This is a genomic window from Paracoccus denitrificans (assembly GCF_900100045.1).
GTDB classification, from domain to species: domain Bacteria; phylum Pseudomonadota; class Alphaproteobacteria; order Rhodobacterales; family Rhodobacteraceae; genus Paracoccus; species Paracoccus denitrificans.
Genome location: NZ_FNEA01000001.1, coordinates 225,671 through 245,414 on the forward strand (window position 1 = coordinate 225,671; position 19,744 = coordinate 245,414).

The 19,744-nt window shown below is 65.8% G+C and carries 18 protein-coding genes, 1 pseudogene and 1 riboswitch; of the genes and pseudogenes, 9 read left to right on the forward strand and 10 right to left on the reverse strand.

Features of this window, described 5'->3' with window-relative positions:
- Positions 1–5: 5 nt before the first annotated feature.
- The 3 genes and pseudogenes from BLT64_RS01080 to BLT64_RS01090 all read left to right on the forward strand — a co-directional run bounded on the left by BLT64_RS01080 (position 6) and on the right by BLT64_RS01090 (position 1,551).
- Positions 6–626, forward strand: a complete 621-nt coding sequence (locus BLT64_RS01080; RefSeq protein ID WP_011750910.1) for a class I SAM-dependent methyltransferase — start codon at positions 6–8, stop codon at positions 624–626.
- Between the two features lie 10 nt (positions 627–636).
- A complete protein-coding gene (locus tag BLT64_RS01085; protein WP_011750909.1) occupies positions 637–1,092 on the forward strand; it encodes a DUF4186 domain-containing protein in 456 nt (151 codons plus the stop codon).
- Between the two features lie 149 nt (positions 1,093–1,241).
- Positions 1,242–1,551 (forward strand): annotated as a pseudogene (locus BLT64_RS01090) (YbaK/EbsC family protein).
- A gap of 174 nt (positions 1,552–1,725) precedes the next feature.
- On the opposite strand, the gene BLT64_RS01095 reads toward BLT64_RS01090, so the two are convergent.
- The 5 genes from BLT64_RS01095 to BLT64_RS01115 form a co-directional block, all read right to left on the reverse strand.
- A complete protein-coding gene (locus tag BLT64_RS01095) occupies positions 1,726–2,838 on the reverse strand; it encodes an ABC transporter permease (protein WP_011750907.1) in 1,113 nt (370 codons plus the stop codon).
- Positions 2,835–5,573 (reverse strand): ribosome-associated ATPase/putative transporter RbbA, encoded by a 2,739-nt coding sequence (gene rbbA / locus BLT64_RS01100; RefSeq protein WP_011750906.1) that lies wholly within the window; start codon positions 5,571–5,573, stop codon positions 2,835–2,837. Before rbbA ends, BLT64_RS01095 begins: the two co-directional genes overlap by 4 nt.
- Positions 5,570–6,640: an HlyD family secretion protein gene (locus BLT64_RS01105; protein WP_041530709.1), complete on the reverse strand. Its 1,071-nt coding sequence runs from the start codon at positions 6,638–6,640 to the stop codon at positions 5,570–5,572. The genes rbbA and BLT64_RS01105 overlap by 4 nt, the downstream gene beginning before the upstream one ends.
- A gap of 675 nt (positions 6,641–7,315) precedes the next feature.
- Positions 7,316–7,960, reverse strand: a complete 645-nt coding sequence (locus BLT64_RS01110; RefSeq protein WP_011750904.1) for a CoA transferase subunit B — start codon at positions 7,958–7,960, stop codon at positions 7,316–7,318.
- Positions 7,960–8,697: a CoA transferase subunit A gene (locus BLT64_RS01115; protein ID WP_011750903.1), complete on the reverse strand. Its 738-nt coding sequence runs from the start codon at positions 8,695–8,697 to the stop codon at positions 7,960–7,962. Before BLT64_RS01115 ends, BLT64_RS01110 begins: the two co-directional genes overlap by 1 nt.
- Before the next feature lie 119 nt (positions 8,698–8,816).
- Here BLT64_RS01115 and BLT64_RS01120 point away from each other — a divergent pair, with 119 nt between their 5' ends.
- The gene (locus BLT64_RS01120) at positions 8,817–9,395 is read left to right on the forward strand and encodes a LuxR C-terminal-related transcriptional regulator (RefSeq protein WP_011750902.1); all 579 of its coding nucleotides are present in this window, start codon (positions 8,817–8,819) and stop codon (positions 9,393–9,395) included.
- Between the two features lie 831 nt (positions 9,396–10,226).
- Here BLT64_RS01120 and BLT64_RS01130 read toward each other — a convergent pair.
- The 3 genes from BLT64_RS01130 to BLT64_RS01140 all read right to left on the reverse strand — a co-directional run bounded on the left by BLT64_RS01130 (position 10,227) and on the right by BLT64_RS01140 (position 12,039).
- Complete coding sequence (locus tag BLT64_RS01130) at positions 10,227–10,841, reverse strand: TetR/AcrR family transcriptional regulator (RefSeq protein WP_011750901.1); 615 nt, start codon at positions 10,839–10,841, stop codon at positions 10,227–10,229.
- Between the two features lie 2 nt (positions 10,842–10,843).
- Positions 10,844–11,305: a MaoC family dehydratase gene (locus BLT64_RS01135; protein WP_011750900.1), complete on the reverse strand. Its 462-nt coding sequence runs from the start codon at positions 11,303–11,305 to the stop codon at positions 10,844–10,846.
- A gap of 296 nt (positions 11,306–11,601) precedes the next feature.
- Positions 11,602–12,039, reverse strand: a complete 438-nt coding sequence (locus BLT64_RS01140; protein ID WP_011750899.1) for a 6,7-dimethyl-8-ribityllumazine synthase — start codon at positions 12,037–12,039, stop codon at positions 11,602–11,604.
- Positions 12,040–12,109: 70 nt separating this feature from the next.
- Positions 12,110–12,238, reverse strand: a riboswitch (FMN riboswitch).
- Positions 12,239–12,672: 434 nt separating this feature from the next.
- Between BLT64_RS01140 and BLT64_RS01145 the strand changes: the two genes are divergently transcribed.
- The 3 genes from BLT64_RS01145 (at position 12,673) to BLT64_RS01155 (ending at position 15,015) form a co-directional block, all read left to right on the forward strand.
- Positions 12,673–13,086: a porin family protein gene (locus tag BLT64_RS01145; RefSeq protein ID WP_041530708.1), complete on the forward strand. Its 414-nt coding sequence runs from the start codon at positions 12,673–12,675 to the stop codon at positions 13,084–13,086.
- A 150-nt stretch (positions 13,087–13,236) separates the two neighbouring features.
- A complete protein-coding gene (locus tag BLT64_RS01150; protein WP_011750897.1) occupies positions 13,237–13,920 on the forward strand; it encodes a Fe2+-dependent dioxygenase in 684 nt (227 codons plus the stop codon).
- A 3-nt stretch (positions 13,921–13,923) separates the two neighbouring features.
- Positions 13,924–15,015 (forward strand): alpha-hydroxy acid oxidase, encoded by a 1,092-nt coding sequence (locus BLT64_RS01155; protein WP_011750896.1) that lies wholly within the window; start codon positions 13,924–13,926, stop codon positions 15,013–15,015.
- Between the two features lie 112 nt (positions 15,016–15,127).
- Here BLT64_RS01155 and BLT64_RS01160 read toward each other — a convergent pair whose 3' ends face one another.
- On the reverse strand, positions 15,128–16,138 hold the full coding sequence (locus BLT64_RS01160) for a MurR/RpiR family transcriptional regulator (RefSeq protein ID WP_011750895.1): 1,011 nt from the start codon (positions 16,136–16,138) through the stop codon (positions 15,128–15,130).
- Between the two features lie 135 nt (positions 16,139–16,273).
- On the opposite strand from BLT64_RS01160, the gene BLT64_RS01165 reads away from it, so the two are divergent.
- Both BLT64_RS01165 and BLT64_RS01170 read left to right on the forward strand, forming a co-directional pair.
- Positions 16,274–16,996 (forward strand): OB-fold-containig protein, encoded by a 723-nt coding sequence (locus BLT64_RS01165; RefSeq protein WP_011750894.1) that lies wholly within the window; start codon positions 16,274–16,276, stop codon positions 16,994–16,996.
- A gap of 35 nt (positions 16,997–17,031) precedes the next feature.
- Positions 17,032–18,714 (forward strand): flotillin family protein, encoded by a 1,683-nt coding sequence (locus tag BLT64_RS01170; protein ID WP_011750893.1) that lies wholly within the window; start codon positions 17,032–17,034, stop codon positions 18,712–18,714.
- A 28-nt stretch (positions 18,715–18,742) separates the two neighbouring features.
- On the opposite strand, the gene BLT64_RS01175 is transcribed toward BLT64_RS01170, so the two are convergent.
- The gene (locus tag BLT64_RS01175) at positions 18,743–19,729 is read right to left on the reverse strand and encodes a GntR family transcriptional regulator (protein WP_217633906.1); all 987 of its coding nucleotides are present in this window, start codon (positions 19,727–19,729) and stop codon (positions 18,743–18,745) included.
- Between the last annotated feature and the right edge of the window lie 15 nt (positions 19,730–19,744).

Here is a 19,744-nt window from a genome sequence, read left to right on the forward strand (position 1 = left end):
CGGCCATGGATATCGAAGCCATCCAATCCTCCTATTCCCGCTGGGCACCGATCTACGACCGGACCTTCGGGGCAGCGACCAGCATCGGCCGGCGACGGGCGGTGGACCATATCAACCGCCGCGGCGGCACCGTGCTGGAGGTCGGCGTCGGCACCGGGCTGTCGCTGGAGCATTACGGCCCGCAGATGCAGGTCACCGGCATCGATTTCAGCCAGGACATGCTGGACAAGGCCATCGCCAAGGTGCAGCGCCTGGGCCTGAAGCAGGTGCATGAGCTGCGGCAGATGGATGCGCGGGCACTGGATTTCCCGGACGACCATTTCGACACGGTGACGGCGATGCATGTGCTGTCGGTGGTGCCCGAACCCGAGCGGGTGATGGCCGAGATCGCCCGGGTCTGCAAGCCTGGCGGCAAGGTCGTCATCACCAACCATTTCGCGCGCGAGAGCGGCGCGATGGCGGCGGTGGAGCGGGTTTTCGCGCCCCTGGCCAACACCATCGGCTGGCATTCCGATTTCCGCATCGACCGGGTGCTGGGGCAGGAATCGCTGGTGCTAGAGGAACGCCGGACCCTGCCGCCGCTGGGGATGATGACCTTCCTGGTGCTGGGCAAGGTCGCGGGCTGAGGCGGGGCACGTGTCCTTCGCTTTTCCGGCACCGGGCATCGCGGGGGTTCCTGTCGCCTGCCGGGGCGGTTATCTGCGGGGCATGACCGTTCAGGACGAGATTTTCGACCGGCTGGCCCGCTCTGCCTTTCGCAGCCGCTTTCGCCTTGGCCCGAAAGAACGCGCCTATGCCGATGCCAAGGGGCGCGAAACGATTGCCGCCCATGCACGCGATTTCATCGCCGCGCGGCTGGCGCCGGCCGAGTTGCCGAACGACGGCCGGCAAACCCCGATGCGCGGCCATCCGGTCTTTCTCGCCCAGCACGCCACTGCCTGTTGCTGCCGCTCTTGTCTGCAAAAATGGCATCGCATCCCGAAGGGCCGGATGCTGAGCGCCGAGGAACAGGCCTGGATCGCCGACCTGCTGATGCGCTGGATCGACCGCGAGATGGGCTTGCCTTCGCCCCCGGGAGGGGGCGTGGAATGAGCGGCGCGACGCCGGCCACGCAATTCCTGCGCCGGGCGCAAGTGGCCTTTCGGCCCGTGGAATACCGCTATGATCCGGGGTCCGAGCGGGTCGCATTGCAGGCGGCCGAGGCGATCGGCCTGCCGCCCGGACAACTGCTCAAGACGCTGATGGTGGAGGTGGACGGGCGTCCCGCCTGTGCGGTCCTTCCCGGCGACCGCAGCCTGTCGATGAAGCGCGTCGCGGCCGCCTTCGGCGGCGATGATGCCTGCCGACAAGGCGCAGCGGCTGACCGGCTATCATACCGGCGGCATCAGCCCTTTCGGCCAGCGCCGCACAGTGCCGGTGATCTTCGAGGCCGAGGCCATGGAGTTCGGCGAGGTCGCGATCAACGGCGGCCGGCGCGGGCTGTTGCTGCTGCTGTCGCCGCGCGATGCGGTGGCCGCGCTTGGCGCACGGGCCGAGGCACTGTCGGCCTAGGCGGTTGCTGGGGACTGTGCGGTTTGGCCTTGCGCCGTGGCGGGTCCGGGCAGAAATCGGTTCCAGCGAATCGGAGTTTATGTTAATTGATTAATCAGTCAAGTTGTGGTGGTTCGACGTGTTATTGACTGCCGGGCCTCCGGGTCCGGCCTCTCTTTGGCGGCCGCCCGCAACTCAGGCCAGGAAGCGGCGGAATTGCCGCAGTGCCAGCCAGAACAGCACGCAGCCGATGACGGCCAGCGCCAGAAGCTGCGGCCAGACCACGCCCAGCCCCGCGCCCCGGAACAGGATGCCTTGCGACAGGATGACGAAATGGGTGTTGGGCGCCAGCGACATCAGCGCCTGGATGATGTCGGGCATGCTTTCGCGCGAGGTCATGCCGCCGGAGAGCACCTGCAAGGGAAACAGCACCAGCATCAACAGCAGCCCGAATTGCGGCATCGACCCGGCCATGGTGGCCAGGAAGATGCCCATCGAGGTGGTTGCGAACAGCATCAGCGCCGCCGCCGCGATGAACAGCGGCACCGATCCCGCCACCGGCACCTGCAAGGCCATCTGCACGACCACCGTGATCGCAAAGCTTGACGCCAGCAGCACCACAAGCCCCATGGACCAGATCTTGGACAGCATGATCTCGGCCGCGGTCACCGGCATGACCAGCAGATGCTCGACCGTGCCATGCTCCTTTTCGCGGATCAACGCCGCGCCGGTCAGGATGATCGACAGCATGGTGACGGCATCGATGACGCTGTTGATCGCGCCGAACCAGCCCGCGTCCAGCGAGGGATTGTAGCGCGCCCGCAGCGCCAGTTCGACGGGCAGGGCGGTTTCCTCGCGATGTCCGGCCAGGAACTCCGAGACCTCGGCCGTCACGATCTGCTGGACATAGCCGCTGCCGGTAAACGCCTGGCTCATCCGGGTGGCATCGACGTTCAGCTGGATCGCGGGATGGCGGCCGGCCAATAGGTCGCGCTGGAAATCGGGCGGAATGTCCAGCGCGAACGTATCCAGCCCCTCGTCCATGCGCCGGTCCATCTGGGTGGTGGTGATCAGCCGCGGCGTGCCGAAATAGGGCGGGGTAAAGGCCGAAACGATGCGTTCGGAAAGCGCCGAGCGGTCCTCGTCCACGACGGCGATGGCAGCGTTGGACAGGCTTTCCGGCATCGCCTTCGACTCGGTATAGATCGACAACGAGAAGGCATAGACGATCAAGAGCAGCATCGCCGGGTCGCGCCACAGCCCGCGCAGTTCCTTGATGCCCAGGTTCCAGACGTTGCGCAGCCTCATTTCGCCTGTTTCCTCAGCAGCAGGGCGCTGAGCCCCAGGATGATCGGAACGGCCGCCGCCAGTGCCGCGAAGGCCATGCCCAGGTCGGCAAAGCCCAGCCCCTTGGAAAAGGCCCCGCGCGAGGCGATGATGAAATGCGTCGTCGGATAGACCTCGCCGATGGCGCGGCCCACGCCTTGCAGCGAGGAAACCGGGTCGAGCAGCCCGGAATATTGTGCGCCGGGGATCATGGTCAGCAGCACGGTGGCGAACAGCGCCGCCGCCTGACTGCGCATGAAGGACGAGATCAGCAGCCCCATGGCCGTGGTGGCGCCGACATAAAGCAGCGCGGCCAGCGCAAAGGCCGTCAGGCTGCCGGTGAAGGGCACGCGGAACGCAAAGACCGCAAAAGCCGTCATCAGCGCGAAATTCAGCATGGCCAGCGCCACATAGGGCAATTGCTTGCCGATCAGGAATTCCAGCCGCGTGACCGGAGTGACGTAGAAATTGATGATCGAGCCCAGTTCCTTTTCGCGCACGACGCTGAGCGTGGTCAGCACCGCCGGGATCAGCAGCAAAAGCAGCGGGATCACCGCCGGCACCATCGCGACGATGCTTTTCACGTCGGGGTTGTAGCGAAAGCGCGTCACCAACTCGAAGGCGCCCTGCACCGCCGCCTCGCCATGGGCCTCGCGCGTCTTGCGCATGATCCAGTCGGCATGCATGCCCTGCACATAGCCGCGCACGGTCTCGGCCCGGGTCGGGTTGGCGCCGTCGATCCAGGCACCGACCTGCACGGCACCGCCGCGCACCAGGTCGCGGGCAAAGCCGGGCGGGATCTCGATGGCCAGCGCAAGCCGGCCGGTGCGCATGCGCGCGTCCATGTCGTCGTAATCCGCCAAGGGCGCGGTTTCGGTGAAATAGCGCGAACCGGCGATGTCCAGAACATAGTCGCGCGAGGTCGTGGTCCGGTCGCGGTCGAGCACGGCGAAGCTCAGGTCCTCGACATCCATGTTGATGCCGTAGCCGATGACGAACATCAGGATCAGGCTGCCGATCAGCGCCAGCGTCAGCCGGATCGGATCGCGCATGAGTTGCAGCGATTCCAGCCGGGAATAGCTGAGCATGCGCGCCGGGCTGAACCAGCCGCCCGGCCGCGCGGCCGTCTCGGTCGCATCGGCGAGGCGCGTGGGCGGGGGCTCATCGCCGATCGCCTCTTGCAGATAGGCGACGAAGGCGTCGTCCAGCGTAGCCGCTCCCTTGGCCCGCTTGATCGCCTCGGCCGTGTCGCTGACCAGCACGCGACCGGCATGCATCAGCGAGATGCGGTCGCAAAGCTCGGCCTCGTTCATGAAATGGGTCGAGACGAAGATCGTCACCCCGTCCTGGCGCGACAGCTCGCCCAGCATGCGCCAGAAGCCATCGCGCGCCACCGGATCGACGCCCGAGGTCGGCTCGTCCAGGATCAGGATCTCGGGGCCGTGGATCATAGCGACGGCCAAGGACAGGCGCTGGCGGATACCCAGCGGCAGCGCATCGGGCAGGTCGTCCGCCACGGCGGCCAGGCCGAAGCGCTCGATCATCTGCCGGACGCGATCCGGGATCGCCCCGGCCTCCATGCCGAAAAGGCGCGCGTGCAACTCGAGGTTCTGCCGCACCGTCAGTTCGGAATAAAGCGAGAAGGACTGGCTCATGAACCCGACCCGGCGGCGCACCGCCATGTCCGAAGGATCGAGTTCGACGCCGAACAGCCGTGCCGTGCCCTCGCTGGGTTGCAAGAGCCCGGTCAGCATCTTCATCGTCGTGGTCTTGCCGCAGCCGTTCGAGCCGAGAAAGCCGAAGATCTCGCCCTTGCCGATGCGGAAGCTGACATCGTCGACGGCGGTGAAATCGCCGAAGCGCATGGTCAGGTGCCGCGCCTCGATGGCGGGCTCGCCGTCCTCGGCCCGGCGCGGCGGGATCGAGACCGGCTCGTGCCCGCGCCTTTCGCTGTCGGGCAAGAGCGCGATGAAGGCGCGGTCCAGATCCTCGGCCCCGGTGCGCTCCAGCAACTCGGCCGGGCTGCCGGTGGCCAGCACCCGGCCGCCATCCATCGCCACCAGCCAGTCGAAGCCGGCGGCCTCTTCCATATAGGCGGTCGCCACGATCACGCTCATGCCCGGGCGGTCGCGGCGGATGCGCGCGATCAGCTCCCAGAACTGGCGGCGGGACAGCGGATCGACGCCGGTGGTCGGCTCGTCCAGGATCAGCAGGTCGGGGTCGTGGATCAGCGCGCAGCACAGGCCCAGCTTCTGCTTCATCCCGCCCGAAAGCTTGGCCGCCGGCCGGTCGCGAAACGGCGACATGCCGGTCGCGGCCAGAAGCGCGTCGATGCGGCGCGCACGCTCGGCCGCGCCGTGGCCGAAAAGCCGGCCGAAGAAATCCAGATTCTCGGCCACCGAAAGCGTAGGATAGAGGTTCCGGCCCAGCCCCTGCGGCATATAGGCAATGCGCGGGCAGATCCGGGCGCGGTGATGCGCGTCGGCCATGTCGCCGCCAAGCACGCGGATCTGGCCCTGCTGGATCACCCGCGCGCCGGCGATCAGCGAGAGCAGGCTGGACTTGCCGACGCCGTCGGGACCGATCAACCCGACCATGCAGCCGGCGGGGACCGCCAGCGACACCCCGTCCAGCGCCACAACCCTGCGATAGCGCAGCGAGACCCCGGCGATCTCGGCCACGGGCGGGCCATCGGGCTGGTCGGGCAGGGCGGTCATTCTACCAGATTGGACAGCGTGTCGGGCCAGCCGGCCTCGGTGTCGATGCGGACATAAGCCGTGCCGGGCAGGCCGGTCTTGACGTAGTTGCTGTATTTGCGCAGCAGCTCGGGGTCGACCTGGGCGCGGACGCGGAACATCAGTTTTTCGCGTTCCTCGGCGGTCTCGACGGTCTTGGGCGTGAACTGCGCCACATCCGCGACATAGGAAATCCGCGCCGGGATCACATATTGCGGGGCGGCATCCATCACCAGCCGCGCCTCGGCCCCGACCTCGACCCGGCCGGCCTGCGAGGTGGGCAGGAAGAAGGTCATGTAGACATCCTCCAGATCGACCAGGTTCAGGATGCGCCCGCCGGCCGCGACGATCTCGCCCTCTTGCGCGATGAGATATTGCACCCGGCCGTCGCGCGGCGATTGCAGCGTGGCGTCGTCGATCTGCACCTCGATGGCCTCGATCGCCGCCTGCGCCGCGTCCACCGCCGCCTCGGCATCGACCACCTGGGCGCGGGCGGTGCCGATCCCGGCCTCGGCGGCGGCCAGGTTGGCCTCGGCCGAGGCCAGCGCCGCCTGCGTCTCGCGTCCCGAGGCCCGCACATCGTCCAGCACCTGCTGCGAGGCGACATTGCTGCGCGCCAGTCTTTCCGTCCGCGCCAACCGGGCCGCGGCCGCATCCGCCGCTGCCTGCGCCTGCTCGACGGCGGCCCCGGCGGCCTTGTGCTGCGCCTCGGCCTGGGTCACGAGGCTCTGTGCGGTCTCGACCCCGATGCGGGCGCGGCGCAGCTGCGCCTCGGCCTGCCGCTTCTGCGCGTCGAGCTGCAAGGTGTCCATCTGCACCAGCACCGCGCCCTTGCGCACGACCTGGCCCTCGGCCGCCTGGATGCGGGCGATGCGCCCGGCGGAAAGGGCCGAGATGTCGATCTCGGTCGCCTCGATCCGGCCATTGCCCGAGGCGATGCCGGCAAGCTGGCCGTCCTGCGACAGGTTCTGCCAGGCCAACCAGCCGACGACGGCCAGAACGGCGACAGCCGCGGCCCCGCCCCACCAGGATCTTGCCTTGCCCGCCATGCATGACCTCCGCGATCGGTAGATACCCGGCCCTGGCCGGGAGCGCGAATCACCGCGCGAGGCCACCATAGCCCCCATGGGCTGCGTTTTCCTTGATGAAAGTGCAGGTTGTCGTTGGGGCGCGGACATTGGCGCCTGATGCGGCAAATGCGCCAAAGGGACAGTTTGCCGGGCATGGCGAGCTTTCCTGCGCCGCCCCTTCCGGCCGGTCCGAGGCATTGTGTCACACCATGCACAACCTGATCGAAGCTGCTCGCTGAACGAGACCTATCCTGCTTGCCGCCAGCGGCGGCAGCGTCCCGCCGGCACGCTGAACCGCGCCGTGCATATGCTGTGTGCTCGGCCGGAAGCAGCGCGCGGCTCTTTTGGATCATGACAAGCCGGAAGCACTCGACATGCTGTCTTGAAATGGAAGTTCATAGGGCTCCAACATAGGCAATCCCTGTCCCGCATGACAGAGAGCACCAGGGTCCTGGACAACGACCCCTCATCCTCGCGGTCTTTCCGATTGCGGAGAAACTACCGAGTGGGCTTGAAGCGCACATCAGCAGGACGGCACGCCAACCTCTGCCATTCTCGGAAAAGCCTGCTGGGGATATGCCGGCCGTCGTATCTCCGTTGCGAGACATGCCAGGAGGGAACGAGAGGGCAGACGGCCCCCTCGTTTCCCGTCTTTCAGCCGACGATGGTCGCCTCGGTCGAGGCGCGCAGTTCATCCTCGCTCACGCCATCGGCCAGTTCGACGATGCGCAACCCGCCCGGGGCGACATCCAGCACGCCCAAGTTGGTGATGATCCGGTTGACCACGCCCTTGCCGGTCAGCGGCAGGGTGCAGGACTTCAGCACCTTGGACTCGCCGTGCTTCGAGGTGTGGTCCATCACCACCACCACCCGCTTCACGCCGGCGACCAGATCCATGGCGCCGCCCATGCCCTTGACCAGCTTGCCCGGGATCATCCAGTTCGCCAGGTCGCCGTTCTCGGCCACCTCCATCGCGCCCAGGATCGCCATGGCGATCTTACCGCCGCGGATCATCGCGAAGCTCTCGGAGCTGTCGAAATAGGCCGTCTGCGGCAGCTCGGTCACCGTCTGCTTGCCGGCATTGATCAGGTCCGGGTCCTCCTCGCCCTCATAGGGGAAGGGGCCGATGCCCAGCATGCCGTTTTCCGACTGCAGCGTCACATGCACCCCCTCGGGGATGTAGTTCGCCACCAGCGTCGGAATACCGATGCCCAGGTTCACATACCAGCCGTCCTGCAGTTCCTGCGCGGCCCGCGCCGCCATCTGGTTGCGGTCCCAGCCCTTGATTTCGGCGGCCATCAGACGGTCTCCTTCTTGCCGGTCGTGTCGGAGACGCGCGAACGCGTCGTGCACTGCTCGATGCGCTTCTCGTGCTGGCCCTGGACCAGGCGATGGACATAGATGCCCGGCAGGTGGATCGCGTCGGGATCAAGGCTGCCCGTCGGCACGATCTCCTCGACCTCGCAGACGCAGATCCGGCCGCATTTCGCCGCCGGCACGTTGAAGTTGCGGGCGGTCTTGCGAAAGATCACATTGCCCGACTCGTCCGCCTTCCAGCCCTTGACGATGGAAAGGTCGGCGACGATGCCGCGCTCCAGGATATAGGTTTCGCCGTCGAAGTCGTGATGCTCCTTGCCCTCGGCGATCACCGTGCCGACGCCGGTTTTCGTGTAGAAGCCCGGAATGCCGGCACCGCCCGCCCGCATCCGCTCGGCCAGCGTGCCCTGCGGGTTGAACTCCAGTTCCAGCTCGCCCGAAAGATACTGGCGCATGAACTCGGCGTTCTCGCCGACATAAGAGGAGATCATCTTGCAGATCTGCCGCGAATCGAGCAGCTTGCCCAGCCCGAAACCGTCGACGCCGCAATTGTTGCTGGCGATGGTCAGCTCCTTCGTCCCGGCGCGCAGGATCGCCTCGATCAGCAGTTCGGGGATGCCGCAAAGCCCGAAACCACCGGCCGCGATCAGCATCCCGTCCTGCAATACACCGTCAAGCGCAGCTTCCGCGCTGGGATAGATCTTGTTCGATCCTGTCATTCGCATGCCTCGATATGATTGCTCCCCCGGCGGCCAACCTCTCGGTCCGCCGCAATCAACCCTGTCGCATGTGGCGGAAATACTCTATCCGTAGGAATACGTAGTCGGATAGGTATCCCATGCAGCGACCCGCTTGGCAGCCCCAGAGCCGGGATTACGACAGCCTCGGTTTCCAGAACGCCCCCGATGCGACGCTGGTCCTGGTCGACCGGGTGATCGTCCGGGCCAGCCTGATGGTCGAGGCGGTCTTCGGCTGGACCCCGCAGGAGCTGGAGGGGCAGTCCATGCGTTGCCTTTACCCGGGCCAGACCGATTTCGACCTGGTCGGCGAACGTGCGCGCAAGGCGCTGCGGGAGCGGCCGTTCTATCGGGACGAACGCTTCATGCGGCGCAAGGACGGCCGCATCCTGTGGATGGAGGGCAGGGGGCGGACCATGGATCAAGACGACCCGCACCGCCTGGCGATCTGGACCTATCGGCCGCTGGAGGCCGCGGTCGGTGCCGGCAGCCTGCTGACGGCGACGGAGAAGCGCATCGCCGGTTATCTGGTCAACGGCTTTACCAGCAAGGAGATCGCCAAGTCGCTGGGCTGTTCGCCGCGCACGGTCGAGGTCCACCGCGCCAACATGATCCGCAAGACGGGGGTGCGGAACAGCTTCGAACTGGTCCGGCGGTTGCTCGACATCGGTGCAGGCTGAAGGGGTGGCCGAGGACGGCTGTGCATGGAACGACAAGAAGCGCATCGTCGTCGCGAAGGTAAATGCCGGATGGCCATCGCCGAGGATTGCACGTGCCGGATTTATCGGGTTGCCTCAGATGGTCAGGCGTCAGTTGATCACAATGCCATTGGTGATGGGTATCAGTTTACATAAGTCCGATTATCGGCGAAATTCAACCTTAGAGTGATCTGGTTTTTGCCCCATTGCTGGATATGCTCTGGCACCCCCTCTATGCAAACCGCTCCACAGAATCTTCGAAGACCATTTCGTCAGCATTGCTGAAACCTAACCCACAACCACGGTCAGGCTTCGCTCTACCACTTCTGCCACTCATCCGTTTGCCAATCAGGCCGCCCTCGGGCGGCCTTTTTCTTTGGCTGAGGCGCAAGTTTCGATAGTCACAAATTGCGTGGAAAATGGCCAAACTCCAAAAACGCGCGATTCATGGATGAAGTGAAATCAACGAGTTACATGTGATGGATCGGCGCGAGTTGGTCATTATTTCAGTGGTTCGACACTGGTGCCGCGACCACCGAATTAATGACCATTCCGGGACGATTTTTGACCATTCAACGCGCGATTAATGTCCATCGCGCGGACAGGGATTCGGCATGATCATTTGATTCCAATGAGCTGATAGGAATCCGGCAGATGACGCTGACGCCGGGTGCTGCGTTCTGGCGCCAGGATCCGGCCGGTTGACGGCCATATCCCGTCGATCCGGCCGCACGAGGACCTTGGCTTCGAGCAGGCTGGTCACCTGAAACAGGCCGGCCCCAAGTTCGGCCAATGGCTCGACCTTGCCTTCCTTCAACTCGTGCCCGACGCGGACTGACCCTCAGGGCAAAGCCCCCCTGCCCCTTCGGCGACCGCGTCCTGCAACGACCTCGCCCAACCGGCATTGCCGGACGCTTGCGCCAGAAGCTTGGCGCCGATCATGGCGGCGAAGATGATCCGGGCGTTCCTCAACCTCTCGGGAGCATCCGTCCCCTCGCCCGCCCGATCCAGGAACCCCGCCAGCAGCTTTTCCACCCCCTCGCCATAGGCGTCCTGCGCCGGGACAGCGGTTTCTCCACCTGAAAGATGGGGAGCATAGGCAAGCATGGGGCAAGTCAGGTGGGCGGGACGTTCCCTGAAATAGTGACGGACAATCGCGGAGATCCCGCCGTCCTGCCTGCTTTCGGCATGCGCTGGAAAGCCCTGCCAGGATTCGTCCGCCTGGGCGAAGGACAAGGCGCAGGCTTCCCTGGCCAGGGCCTCCTTCGAGGCGAAATGCTTGTAGAACCCGCCAACCGTCATTCCCGCGGCAGCCATGATGTCGGCCACCGACACCGCCTCGACCCCGCGGGCGCGGAACAGGCGGCTGGCGCATTCCACGACCTTTGCCCGGTTCCGCTGCGCCTGCTCGGCCGAAGACCGTCCCATTCCTAGGTTTCCTTCCTGAACACCAGCAGCCTGGCGGTGAAATCCTGCAGCACCTCGTCAGCCTGGTTCAAGGTCAGGCTGTGTGCCATCACCATGGCACGGTCGGGCCGGGATCGGGACGGCTTGATCTCGGCGATCCTGCTCTTGACCCGCAGGACGTCGCCCGGACGCGTCGGCCGGGGCCAGGAGATTTCGCCGCCGGCGCCGATGATGCCCTGCGCCAGGGGAATGCTCTGCACCAGCAGCTTCATGGTGATCGCCATGGTATGCCAGCCGCTCGCCGCAAGGCCCTGGAAGAAGGTCTCCCGCGCCGCCTCGGGATCCAGATGGAAAGGCTGGGGATCGAACTGCGCCGCGAAGGCGACGATCTGTTCGGCGTCGAGGCGATGCTCGCCGCTCAGGAACGCCTGCCCCACCTGCAGGTCGTCCAGGTAAAGCGGCTCGGTGCGACTGTCGGTCTTCATGCGATCTCTCCTCTCGGGCGCCTGCCATTCGGGCCATGCATGATAGATTATATTTATTATCTATTTTGGCATCAAGCCCGACCTTCTGGGCGCGCCCACAAGGGAATGGAAAAGCTCATGACCATGACCTACGATCCGAAGATCACCGCGCTGCCCTGCATCGATTTCTATAACGACCTCCTGTCCGAGGGCGGCCAGCGCGGGCCCTGGATGAAGAAGGGATGCCACGACCCGCCCGCATCACGTTTCCCCCAAATGAGGCGTCAGTGTCAGTTCACTGACGCCTTCCAACGGGTTCAGATGGTGAGAGCGGCGATCTGGCGGACGGCCTGGGCGGCTTCCGCGCCCTTCTTCTCGAAATGGGCGTGGAAGAAGGCGCGATGCTCGTCATTCGGGTGGAAATGGTGCGGGGTGAGGCTGACCGAGAACGTGGGCACCCCCGTCTCCATCTGCGCCTGCATCAGGCCCGATACCACCGCCTGCGCCACGAAATCGTGCCGATAGATGCCGCCGTCCACCACCAGGGCGGCTGCCACGATGGCGTCGAACCGGCCGGTCTGGCCCAGTTTCTTCGCCAGCAGAGGCATCTCGAAGGCGCCCGGCACGTCATGGGAAACGATCTCGGCATCCTGCCCGGATTCCGCCATGTCCCGCTCGAAACCGACAAGCGCCTGATCGACGATATCGGCATGCCAGCGGGCCTTGATGAACGCGATTTTCAGTTTTTCAGTCATGAGGAACCTCCTGTGTCCAGAACGGTCCCAAGGCGATAGCGGCCGCGACCGACACGCAGCGCGTCGGCCCGTCCATTCTCTTTCATCCGGACTATACCGTCGGCCCCGGAGTTTCACCGGATCTGCTGACCCTGCGGATTGCAGGCGCTCGCGGGCTGTAACCGCCGGTGGGGAATTGCACCCCGCCCCGAGAACACGCGCAATATCGCGATCCAGGCTGCCGGGCACAAGAGCCCGTTTGACTTGCATGCATCCGAATGCCGGACCAGGCCGCCAGTTGCGTCGCCGGATCGCGACAAGGTCGCGACATCGGCACCGGCCAACGCTGCCTCGGGCACATGATCGGCAGGTCGGCCATGCCCTCCGGCCCTCTGCAAGACATTCCTGCCGATCAGCGGGTGCCGTCTGTGGAACATCGGTCACCATGCCTGAACCTCTATCACAGCAAGACCGATGCGACGCCGGACCTGGCGTGCCGATGAGCAACGGCGACTATCGTCCGGGCCTCAGCGGCGGGCAGCGTTTCGGCAGCGGCACCAAATCCGATCCCTGGCTGCCGATCGAGGTAGCCGACAAGGACGCCTTTACGGTTCGGCGCTGCGCGACTATCGCGAGGCCGAGAACCAGAGCGCGATGCTGCGCTTCGAGCATGAATTCAGCAACAATTTCAAGCTGCACTCGACGCTGGCCTGGATCGGCTCCGAACAGGAATACGTCATGTCCCGGCCAAGCGTGGTGTCGCAGTTCATCACCGGCCGCGACGGCAGCGTCAGCCCCAACCCGAACTGGGACCCTACCCGCAACCTCGCCAACCACGACCTGCGCTCGGGCAAGAAGGACAATTCGGCCGTGGCCTTCCACACCGCCCTGCCCTCGCAATGGCGAGTGGACCTGATGGCCGCCTACAAGATCAATGAAACGGCCGAGTTGCAGGTCAACGTCAATAACGCCTTTGACGAGCGGCTTTACGACGCCTCGCATGTCGGCATCTTTGCCAACCGTGCGCCTGGCCGCAGCGTGACCGCCAAGCTGAACTATCGCTTCTGATCCCCGGATCGGAAGCATCGGGGGCGGGCGCAATCGCCCGCCCCTTTCCCCTGCCGTTAATACGACGCGGCAAAATATCCGACAAAAACCCTTAACCTTCCTTGGCGTCGGCCCTATCCTGCGCCCGACTGCCACCGCTGGAGGACCGCCATGCTGATCACCATTCCCGACCTGCTGACGCCCGAGGAGGTCGCCTATATGCGGCAGATCCTCGAAGGCACCGCATGGGTCGATGGCCGCAGCACCGCGGGCGACCAGGCGGGCAAGGTCAAGCGGAACCTCCAGGTGCCGGTGGACAGCCCCGAGGCGCGCGAACTGGGCAATATCGTGTTGCGGGCACTGGGCCGCAGCCCGGTCTATTCCTCGGCCGCGCTGCCCGCGCATATCCTGCCGCCGATGTTCAACCGCTATGACGAGGGCATGACCTTCGGCGCCCATGTCGACGGCTCGATCCGCGTCGTACCGGGCACCGGCCAGCGCATCCGCACCGATGTCTCGACCACCGTCTTCCTGACCCCGCCCGAGGATTACGACGGCGGCGAACTGGTCATGCACGACACCTATGGCCAGCACAGCGTCAAGCTGCCGGCGGGTCATGCCGTAGTCTATCCCGCGACCTCGCTGCATTCGGTGACGCCGGTGACGCGCGGCTCGCGTTGGGCCTCGTTCTTCTGGGCGCAGTCGATGGTGCGCGACGACTGGCGCCGGCACATGCTTTATGACCTGGACATGTCGATCATGCGCATCCGCTCGATGCTGCCCGACGACGATCCGGCGGTGACGGGCATCACCGCGCATTACCACAACATGATCCGCCACTGGGCCGAGACCTGACGGGTGGCCGGCCAGGCTGAGATCCCCGCCGATGTCGTGGCGCTGTGCGACTACGAGCGGCACGCGGCCGAGCGGATGCCCGCGCCGCTGCGGGCCTATGTCGACGGGGCGGGTGCGGACGGGCTGACCGCCGCCGCCAACCTGGCCGCGTGGCAGGCGATCCGGCTGCAATCGCGCCTGCTTCGCGACATGCGGGGGGCGCATACCGACCTGCGGCTTTTCGGGCTGGACCTGCCGCATCCGCTGATCCTTGCGCCGGTGGCCTTTCACGGCCTTGCCCATGCCGAGGCCGAACATGCGACCGCGCTTGGCGCCGCGGCGACGGGCAGCCTGATGGTGGTCTCGACCCAGTCCGGCCTGCCGCTGGAGGAGATTGCGGCGCGCGCGCAGGGGCCCCTGTGGTTCCAGCTTTACATGCAGCCCCGGCGCGAAGACACATTGCGCCTCGTTCACCGGGCCGAGGCGGCGGGCTATCGTGCGCTGGTCGTGACCTTGGATGCGCCGGTGAACGGATTGCGCAACATGGAGCAGCGCGCCGGCTTCCGCCTGCCCGAGGGGCTGCGGGCGGTCAACCTGGACGGCATGACCCCGCCCGAGATCCGCAGCGAGCCGGGGCGGGCGGCGACCTTCCTTGGCCTGATGGATGCCGCCCCGCGCTGGGAGGACATCGGCTGGCTGAAGTCGCAGACCCGGCTGCCGGTGCTGTTGAAGGGCATCATGTCGGCGCATGATGCCGAGCGCGCCGTGGCGGTGGGTGCGGACGGGGTGATCGTCTCGAACCACGGCGGCCGGGCGCTGGACGGCTTGCCGGCGACGGCCGAGGCGCTGCCGGTCGTCGCCCGCGCCATCGCGGGCCGCGTGCCGGTGTTGTGCGACGGCGGCATCCGGCGCGGCACCGATGCGCTGAAGGCGCTGGCCTTGGGGGCATCGGCGGTGCTGATCGGCCGCCCGCAGATCCACGCCCTGGCGGTCGGCGGCGCGGCGGGGGTCGCGCATATGCTGACCATCCTGCGCGCCGAGTTGGAGGTCGCCATGGCCCTGACCGGCCGGCGCGATCTGGCCGGCATCGACGAGAGCGTGATCTGGGGCACCTGACAGGAGCTGATGAAAGACTGCTGGGGCGGCCGCAGGCAGGGTGGCACGCCCATGCCGGCTTACGGAATGCGGTAGAGCTTTCCACCAAGGCAGGATCGCGAACCCTGGAATGTCATTCATCTTCGCTATCTGCGGACATGATCTTTCGACCCGATCTCAGCACCTGCCTCAGCCGCTCCAGATCCGCCAATGCGGCAAGGGCCTTTTCGGAATCGCCGGCGGCAAGCCCGAGCAGCAGCATTTCAAGGCAGAATACGGTCACGCCATGCAGGGCGAACCTGTCATTCCTGCCCCTTGGAACGGCCAGGACGACCTGCGCCCGGCTGGAAAGTTCACTTTGCGCCGAATCGCTGATCAGGATCACCGGCAGCCGCAACCGCCGCGCTTCGGCAAGGGTCGCATTGGCTTCCTTGTAAAGAGAACCGTAGGCCAGCATGACGACCGCATCGCCGGGCGCGAGTTCCAGCAACTGGTCCGCCAGCCCGGCTCCTGTCCGGTCGATGACCTGCTGCTGCCTGCCCTTTCGCCGAAGTCTCGCGGCGAAATACGCGGCGATATGCGCGGTGGGGCCGATCCCGAAAACGAAGATCCGCCGGGCATCGTTCAACGCAGACAGCGCCTTCATCAGGTTTTCCCGAAACCCGGCCGAGCGGAGCACCTCAAGTCCCGCCGCATAGACGTCGAGCAAGTTATCGACCGCGGCATCGATCTGCTCTTCCGCGTCGTCGAGGGTCCGCTTGAGATTGTCCGCCGGGGTGGTCCGCTGGCCAAGACCGGCGGCAAGCTCCCGGCGCAGCTCTTGCAAGCCCGCGAACCCCAGCGCCTGCACGGTGCGGATGACGGTCGCGTCGGAAGTGCCCGCCGCCCGCGCGATCTCGATGGCCGAGGAGGTCAGGACCGCCAACCGATTGGCGTCGATATAGCCTGCCACCCGCTGAAACGCCGGAGACAGCCGGTCGCGGCGACGCTCATACCGCTCGCTGAACAGATCGCGTGCCTTGCCGGCCACGTCCGGCCTGTCGGTGCCGTCGGCATGGATGCTGGGCGAGGATGCAAGGACGAAGCGTTTGATCCCTGCCCCCTCGGCCACGTCCAGCAACCGCCGCGTCGCCAAGATATCCAAGTCATACTCCTTTCACGACTTGAAGCGCCACCAAAGCGAAACGGCAGCCATGGCGGGCGGGATTTCCGATTCTCCGGCCCTTGAACCCCCGGACGCGTTGCCGCATTCATAACCATACCTCGCTGGGGAAAGTCATTGCCCGATCATCTTCTGTCCACGGCCTACGTGCCCTTTTCCCTGGCCTTCGGCCTGCTGGTCGCGCTGTTGCTGCTTGAGATCGTCGCACTGCTGGTCGGCGGGTCGCTTCTTGCGGGTGAGGCCGACGGGCCCGATATCGATACCGACCTGTCCGCCACCTTCGATCTTGAAGCCGATGCCGCCCCGGACATGGGCGAGTTGGTCGCGGCCTCGGACCGGATGATCGCGGCCGAGCCGCAGACGGCTGCGCCGCAAGGCTTGGCGACATGGCTGGGTCTGGGCCACACGCCCCTGACGATCTGGCTTGCCGCCTTGCTTCTGGCCTTCGGCCTCAGCGGCTTCCTCATGCAGACCCTGGCGGAATCGCTGATCGCTCATCCACTGCCCGCCTGGATTGCCGTCCCCGTCGCCTCGCTGATCGGGATCGCCTTCGCCGCCCGCTTCGCCCGGGCCTTCGCCCGCCTGCTGCCGCAGATCGAGACCTCGGCGACCTCGGCGCAATTCATGGGCGGCCTGCGTGGCGTGGTTTCGCAGGGCAATGCCCGTCACGGCTCGCCGGCCGAGGTGCGGTTGCGAGACCTGCACGGCAACATCCATCACCTGCGCTGCGAACCGCTGCTTTCCGACGAAGTGATTGCCGAGGGCACCCGGGTGCTGACCGTGCGTCAGCGCGTCCCGGGCAGCAAGAGCTGGACGCTGCGCATCATCGCAATCGAGTAACCTTTCCCATCCTTTCATTCGCCAGGACATTTGACATGAGCATGACCGAATATCTCGTGATCCTTGGGGTCGTCGTCGCCTTCATCCTGCTGATCGGCCTGATCCTCGGCCGTCTCTACAAACGCGCCACGCGCGAAATCAGCCTGATCAAGACCGGCGCGGGCGGCAAGCGCGTGATCATGGACGGCGGCGCCATCGTCATTCCGCTGCTGCACGAGATCCGGCCGGTCAACATGAAGACCCTCCGGCTGGAGGTAAAGCGCGCCAGCGACGCCGCGCTGATCACCAAGGACCGGATGCGGGTCGACGTGGGCGTCGAATTCTACGTCTCGGTCCAGGCGACCGAGGACGGCATCTCGCGCGCCGCGCAAACGCTGGGCGAGCGCACCTTCGACGTCGAACAACTGCGCGAGATGATCGAGGGCAAGCTGATCGACGGCCTTCGCGCCGTCGCTGCCCGGATGACGATGGACGAGTTGCACGAGAACCGCACGCATTTCGTGCAAGAGGTGCAGAACGCCGTTTCCAACGACCTGCTGAAGAACGGGCTTGAACTGGAAAGCGTCTCGCTGACCGCGCTGGACCAGACCCCCTTCAACGCGCTGGACGAGAACAACGCCTTCAACGCGGTGGGCATGCGCAAGCTGGCCGAGGTCATCGCCGTTTCGAAAAAGGAACGCGCGCAGATCGACGCCGAAGCCGACGTGGCCGTCCGCCGCGCCGCGATGGAGGCCGAGCGGCTGAAAATGCAGATCACCCGCGACGAGGAAGAGGCCCGGATCGCCCGCACGCAAGAGGTCGAGCAACTGAAGGCGGCACAGGAAACCGAAATCGCACGCGCCCGCGAAGCCGCGGAATCCGAGAAAGAGCGCGCCCGGATCCAGCGCGAGCAAGAGATCAACGCCGCCGAAATCGCCCGTGCCCGCGCCATCGAAGAGGCGCAGATCAGCAAGGAGCGCGACATCGAGGTGGCCAACCAGGACCGCCAGATCATCATCGCCGAGAAATCCGAGGCGGAAAGCCGGGCGCGCGCTTCGGCCGACGCGGCCCGTGCCGAGGCGATGAAGGCCCGCGAGGCGATCGAGACGGCCAGCGCCGTCGCCCGCGCCGAGCGCGACAAGGAAATCGCCGTGATCGAGGCGCGACGCGAGGCCGAGCGCGAAGCGACCCGCCTGCGCATCGCCGCCGAGGCCGAACGCAACGCCGCCGCCGACCGCGCCGCCGCATTGCGCGAGGAGGCGCAGGCCGAGGCGGACGCGCTGACCATCCGCGCCGAGGCCAAGAAACTGGATCTGCTGGCCGAGGCCGAAGGCCGCCAGGCGCTGGTCAATTCCGAGAACGCCCTTTCGCCCGAGATCGTGGCGATGCGCGTGGCGCTGGCGCGATTGGAAGCGATGCCTCGGATCGTGCAGGAAATGGTCAAGCCGGCCGAAAAGATCGACTCGATCCGCATCAACCAGATCAGCGGCCTGGGCGGCGCGAATGGCGGCGCGGGCGATGGCGGCAAGGCCCCGGTCAACCAGGCCTTCGACGCCATGCTGGGCGCAGCGCTGCAACTGCCTGCGATGAAGAAGCTGGGCGAAGAGCTTGGCATGAACTTCGAGAACGGACTGGCAGGCGTTCTGGAGGACCCGACCGAGACGAGCACAGACAAAAGCATCAACAGTGAAAAACGGCCTGCAAGCGTCGATCCCGCCGGACCTCCCTCACAAGGATGAATTGCCTAGAAACCTCGGCGTCTCTTTCTCACGGCTCCAGTATGTAGGGCAGTTCAGCCACTCTCTGGCTGCCGCGGAAGGCCGCAAGACGATGGACGGCCTTTTCGGCCGAAAGCTCCAGGTGCCGGACCAGCGTCTCGCGCACCGCAATGGGGTCTTGCGCACGCAACGCAGCCACGATCTCAAGATGCTCGTCCATGAAGGGATCGACGCGTGCATCCGAACCAAGCGCCAATTGGATGTGCTTGCCGGCCACGAGAATGCAGTGACTGCGCTTCAGCGCCTCGATGATCTCTGGATTGCAGCCATGGCCGATGCAGTCGATATGCAGATCGGATTCCAGAAGATCCAGATCGGCGCCGGTGACGGCGGGGAATCGCTCCTGCACGCGATGCAGCCGGGCCTCGATCTCGTCCAGGCGCTCGTCCGGGATACGACCGATGGCGCTGGTCATGGCCACGGGCTCCAGCAGGATACGCAGTTCATAAAGGTTATCGAATCGTGCCTCGTCCAGCGGCACGATCCACCAGCGCGACCCGTCGTCCTTGTAGACGATCCCCACCTCGCGCGCGTGGATCAGCAGGTCATGCGCCACGGTGCGGCTGACATCCAGGTGCCGCGCCAGCGCCAGTTCGTTCACCCGCGCACGGCCAAAGACCGAACGCAGGATGATCTCGCGTTCAAAATCATAGTAATGCGGTTGCCAGGCGAAGCTCTTGGCATTGAGACCTTCGTCGTCGTCAAGCAACAGCATGTCGGGAAGGATCTTCACACGGCGAGGTATGCCCTTGTTTCCGACCAGCAGTCCCCGCCCGTCGAAACGGCTGAGCAGCCCGTCCTCCTCCAGGGCCGACAGCGCGCGCTTCACGGGCGAGCGGCTGGAGCCGAAGAGGGCCGCCAGCGGCCCCTCCAGCAACACGGTTCCGTCCGGCAGGGCACCCGCCTCGATGCTCTTGCGGATTCGGGCCTCGATGGTGGCATAGGCCGGGCCCGCGGTGACCGCGGAACCAGCCAAAGCTTCCGGGGACTG

What these genes read in the sequence shown, in the direction of transcription:
- BLT64_RS01080 (WP_011750910.1), top strand. Translation starts at nt 6, where the DNA reads ATGGATATCGAAGCCATCCAATCCTCCTATTCCCGCTGGGCACCGATC.
- BLT64_RS01095 (WP_011750907.1), bottom strand. Translation starts at nt 2,838, where the DNA reads ATGAGGCTGCGCAACGTCTGGAACCTGGGCATCAAGGAACTGCGCGGG.
- rbbA (WP_011750906.1), bottom strand. Translation starts at nt 5,573, where the DNA reads ATGACCGCCCTGCCCGACCAGCCCGATGGCCCGCCCGTGGCCGAGATC.
- BLT64_RS01105 (WP_041530709.1), bottom strand. Translation starts at nt 6,640, where the DNA reads ATGGCGGGCAAGGCAAGATCCTGGTGGGGCGGGGCCGCGGCTGTCGCC.
- BLT64_RS01110 (WP_011750904.1), bottom strand. Translation starts at nt 7,960, where the DNA reads ATGGCCGCCGAAATCAAGGGCTGGGACCGCAACCAGATGGCGGCGCGG.
- BLT64_RS01115 (WP_011750903.1), bottom strand. Translation starts at nt 8,697, where the DNA reads ATGACAGGATCGAACAAGATCTATCCCAGCGCGGAAGCTGCGCTTGAC.
- BLT64_RS01120 (WP_011750902.1), top strand. Translation starts at nt 8,817, where the DNA reads ATGCAGCGACCCGCTTGGCAGCCCCAGAGCCGGGATTACGACAGCCTC.
- BLT64_RS01130 (WP_011750901.1), bottom strand. Translation starts at nt 10,841, where the DNA reads ATGGGACGGTCTTCGGCCGAGCAGGCGCAGCGGAACCGGGCAAAGGTC.
- BLT64_RS01135 (WP_011750900.1), bottom strand. Translation starts at nt 11,305, where the DNA reads ATGAAGACCGACAGTCGCACCGAGCCGCTTTACCTGGACGACCTGCAG.
- BLT64_RS01140 (WP_011750899.1), bottom strand. Translation starts at nt 12,039, where the DNA reads ATGACTGAAAAACTGAAAATCGCGTTCATCAAGGCCCGCTGGCATGCC.
- BLT64_RS01145 (WP_041530708.1), top strand. Translation starts at nt 12,673, where the DNA reads ATGCTGCGCTTCGAGCATGAATTCAGCAACAATTTCAAGCTGCACTCG.
- BLT64_RS01150 (WP_011750897.1), top strand. Translation starts at nt 13,237, where the DNA reads ATGCTGATCACCATTCCCGACCTGCTGACGCCCGAGGAGGTCGCCTAT.
- BLT64_RS01170 (WP_011750893.1), top strand. Translation starts at nt 17,032, where the DNA reads ATGAGCATGACCGAATATCTCGTGATCCTTGGGGTCGTCGTCGCCTTC.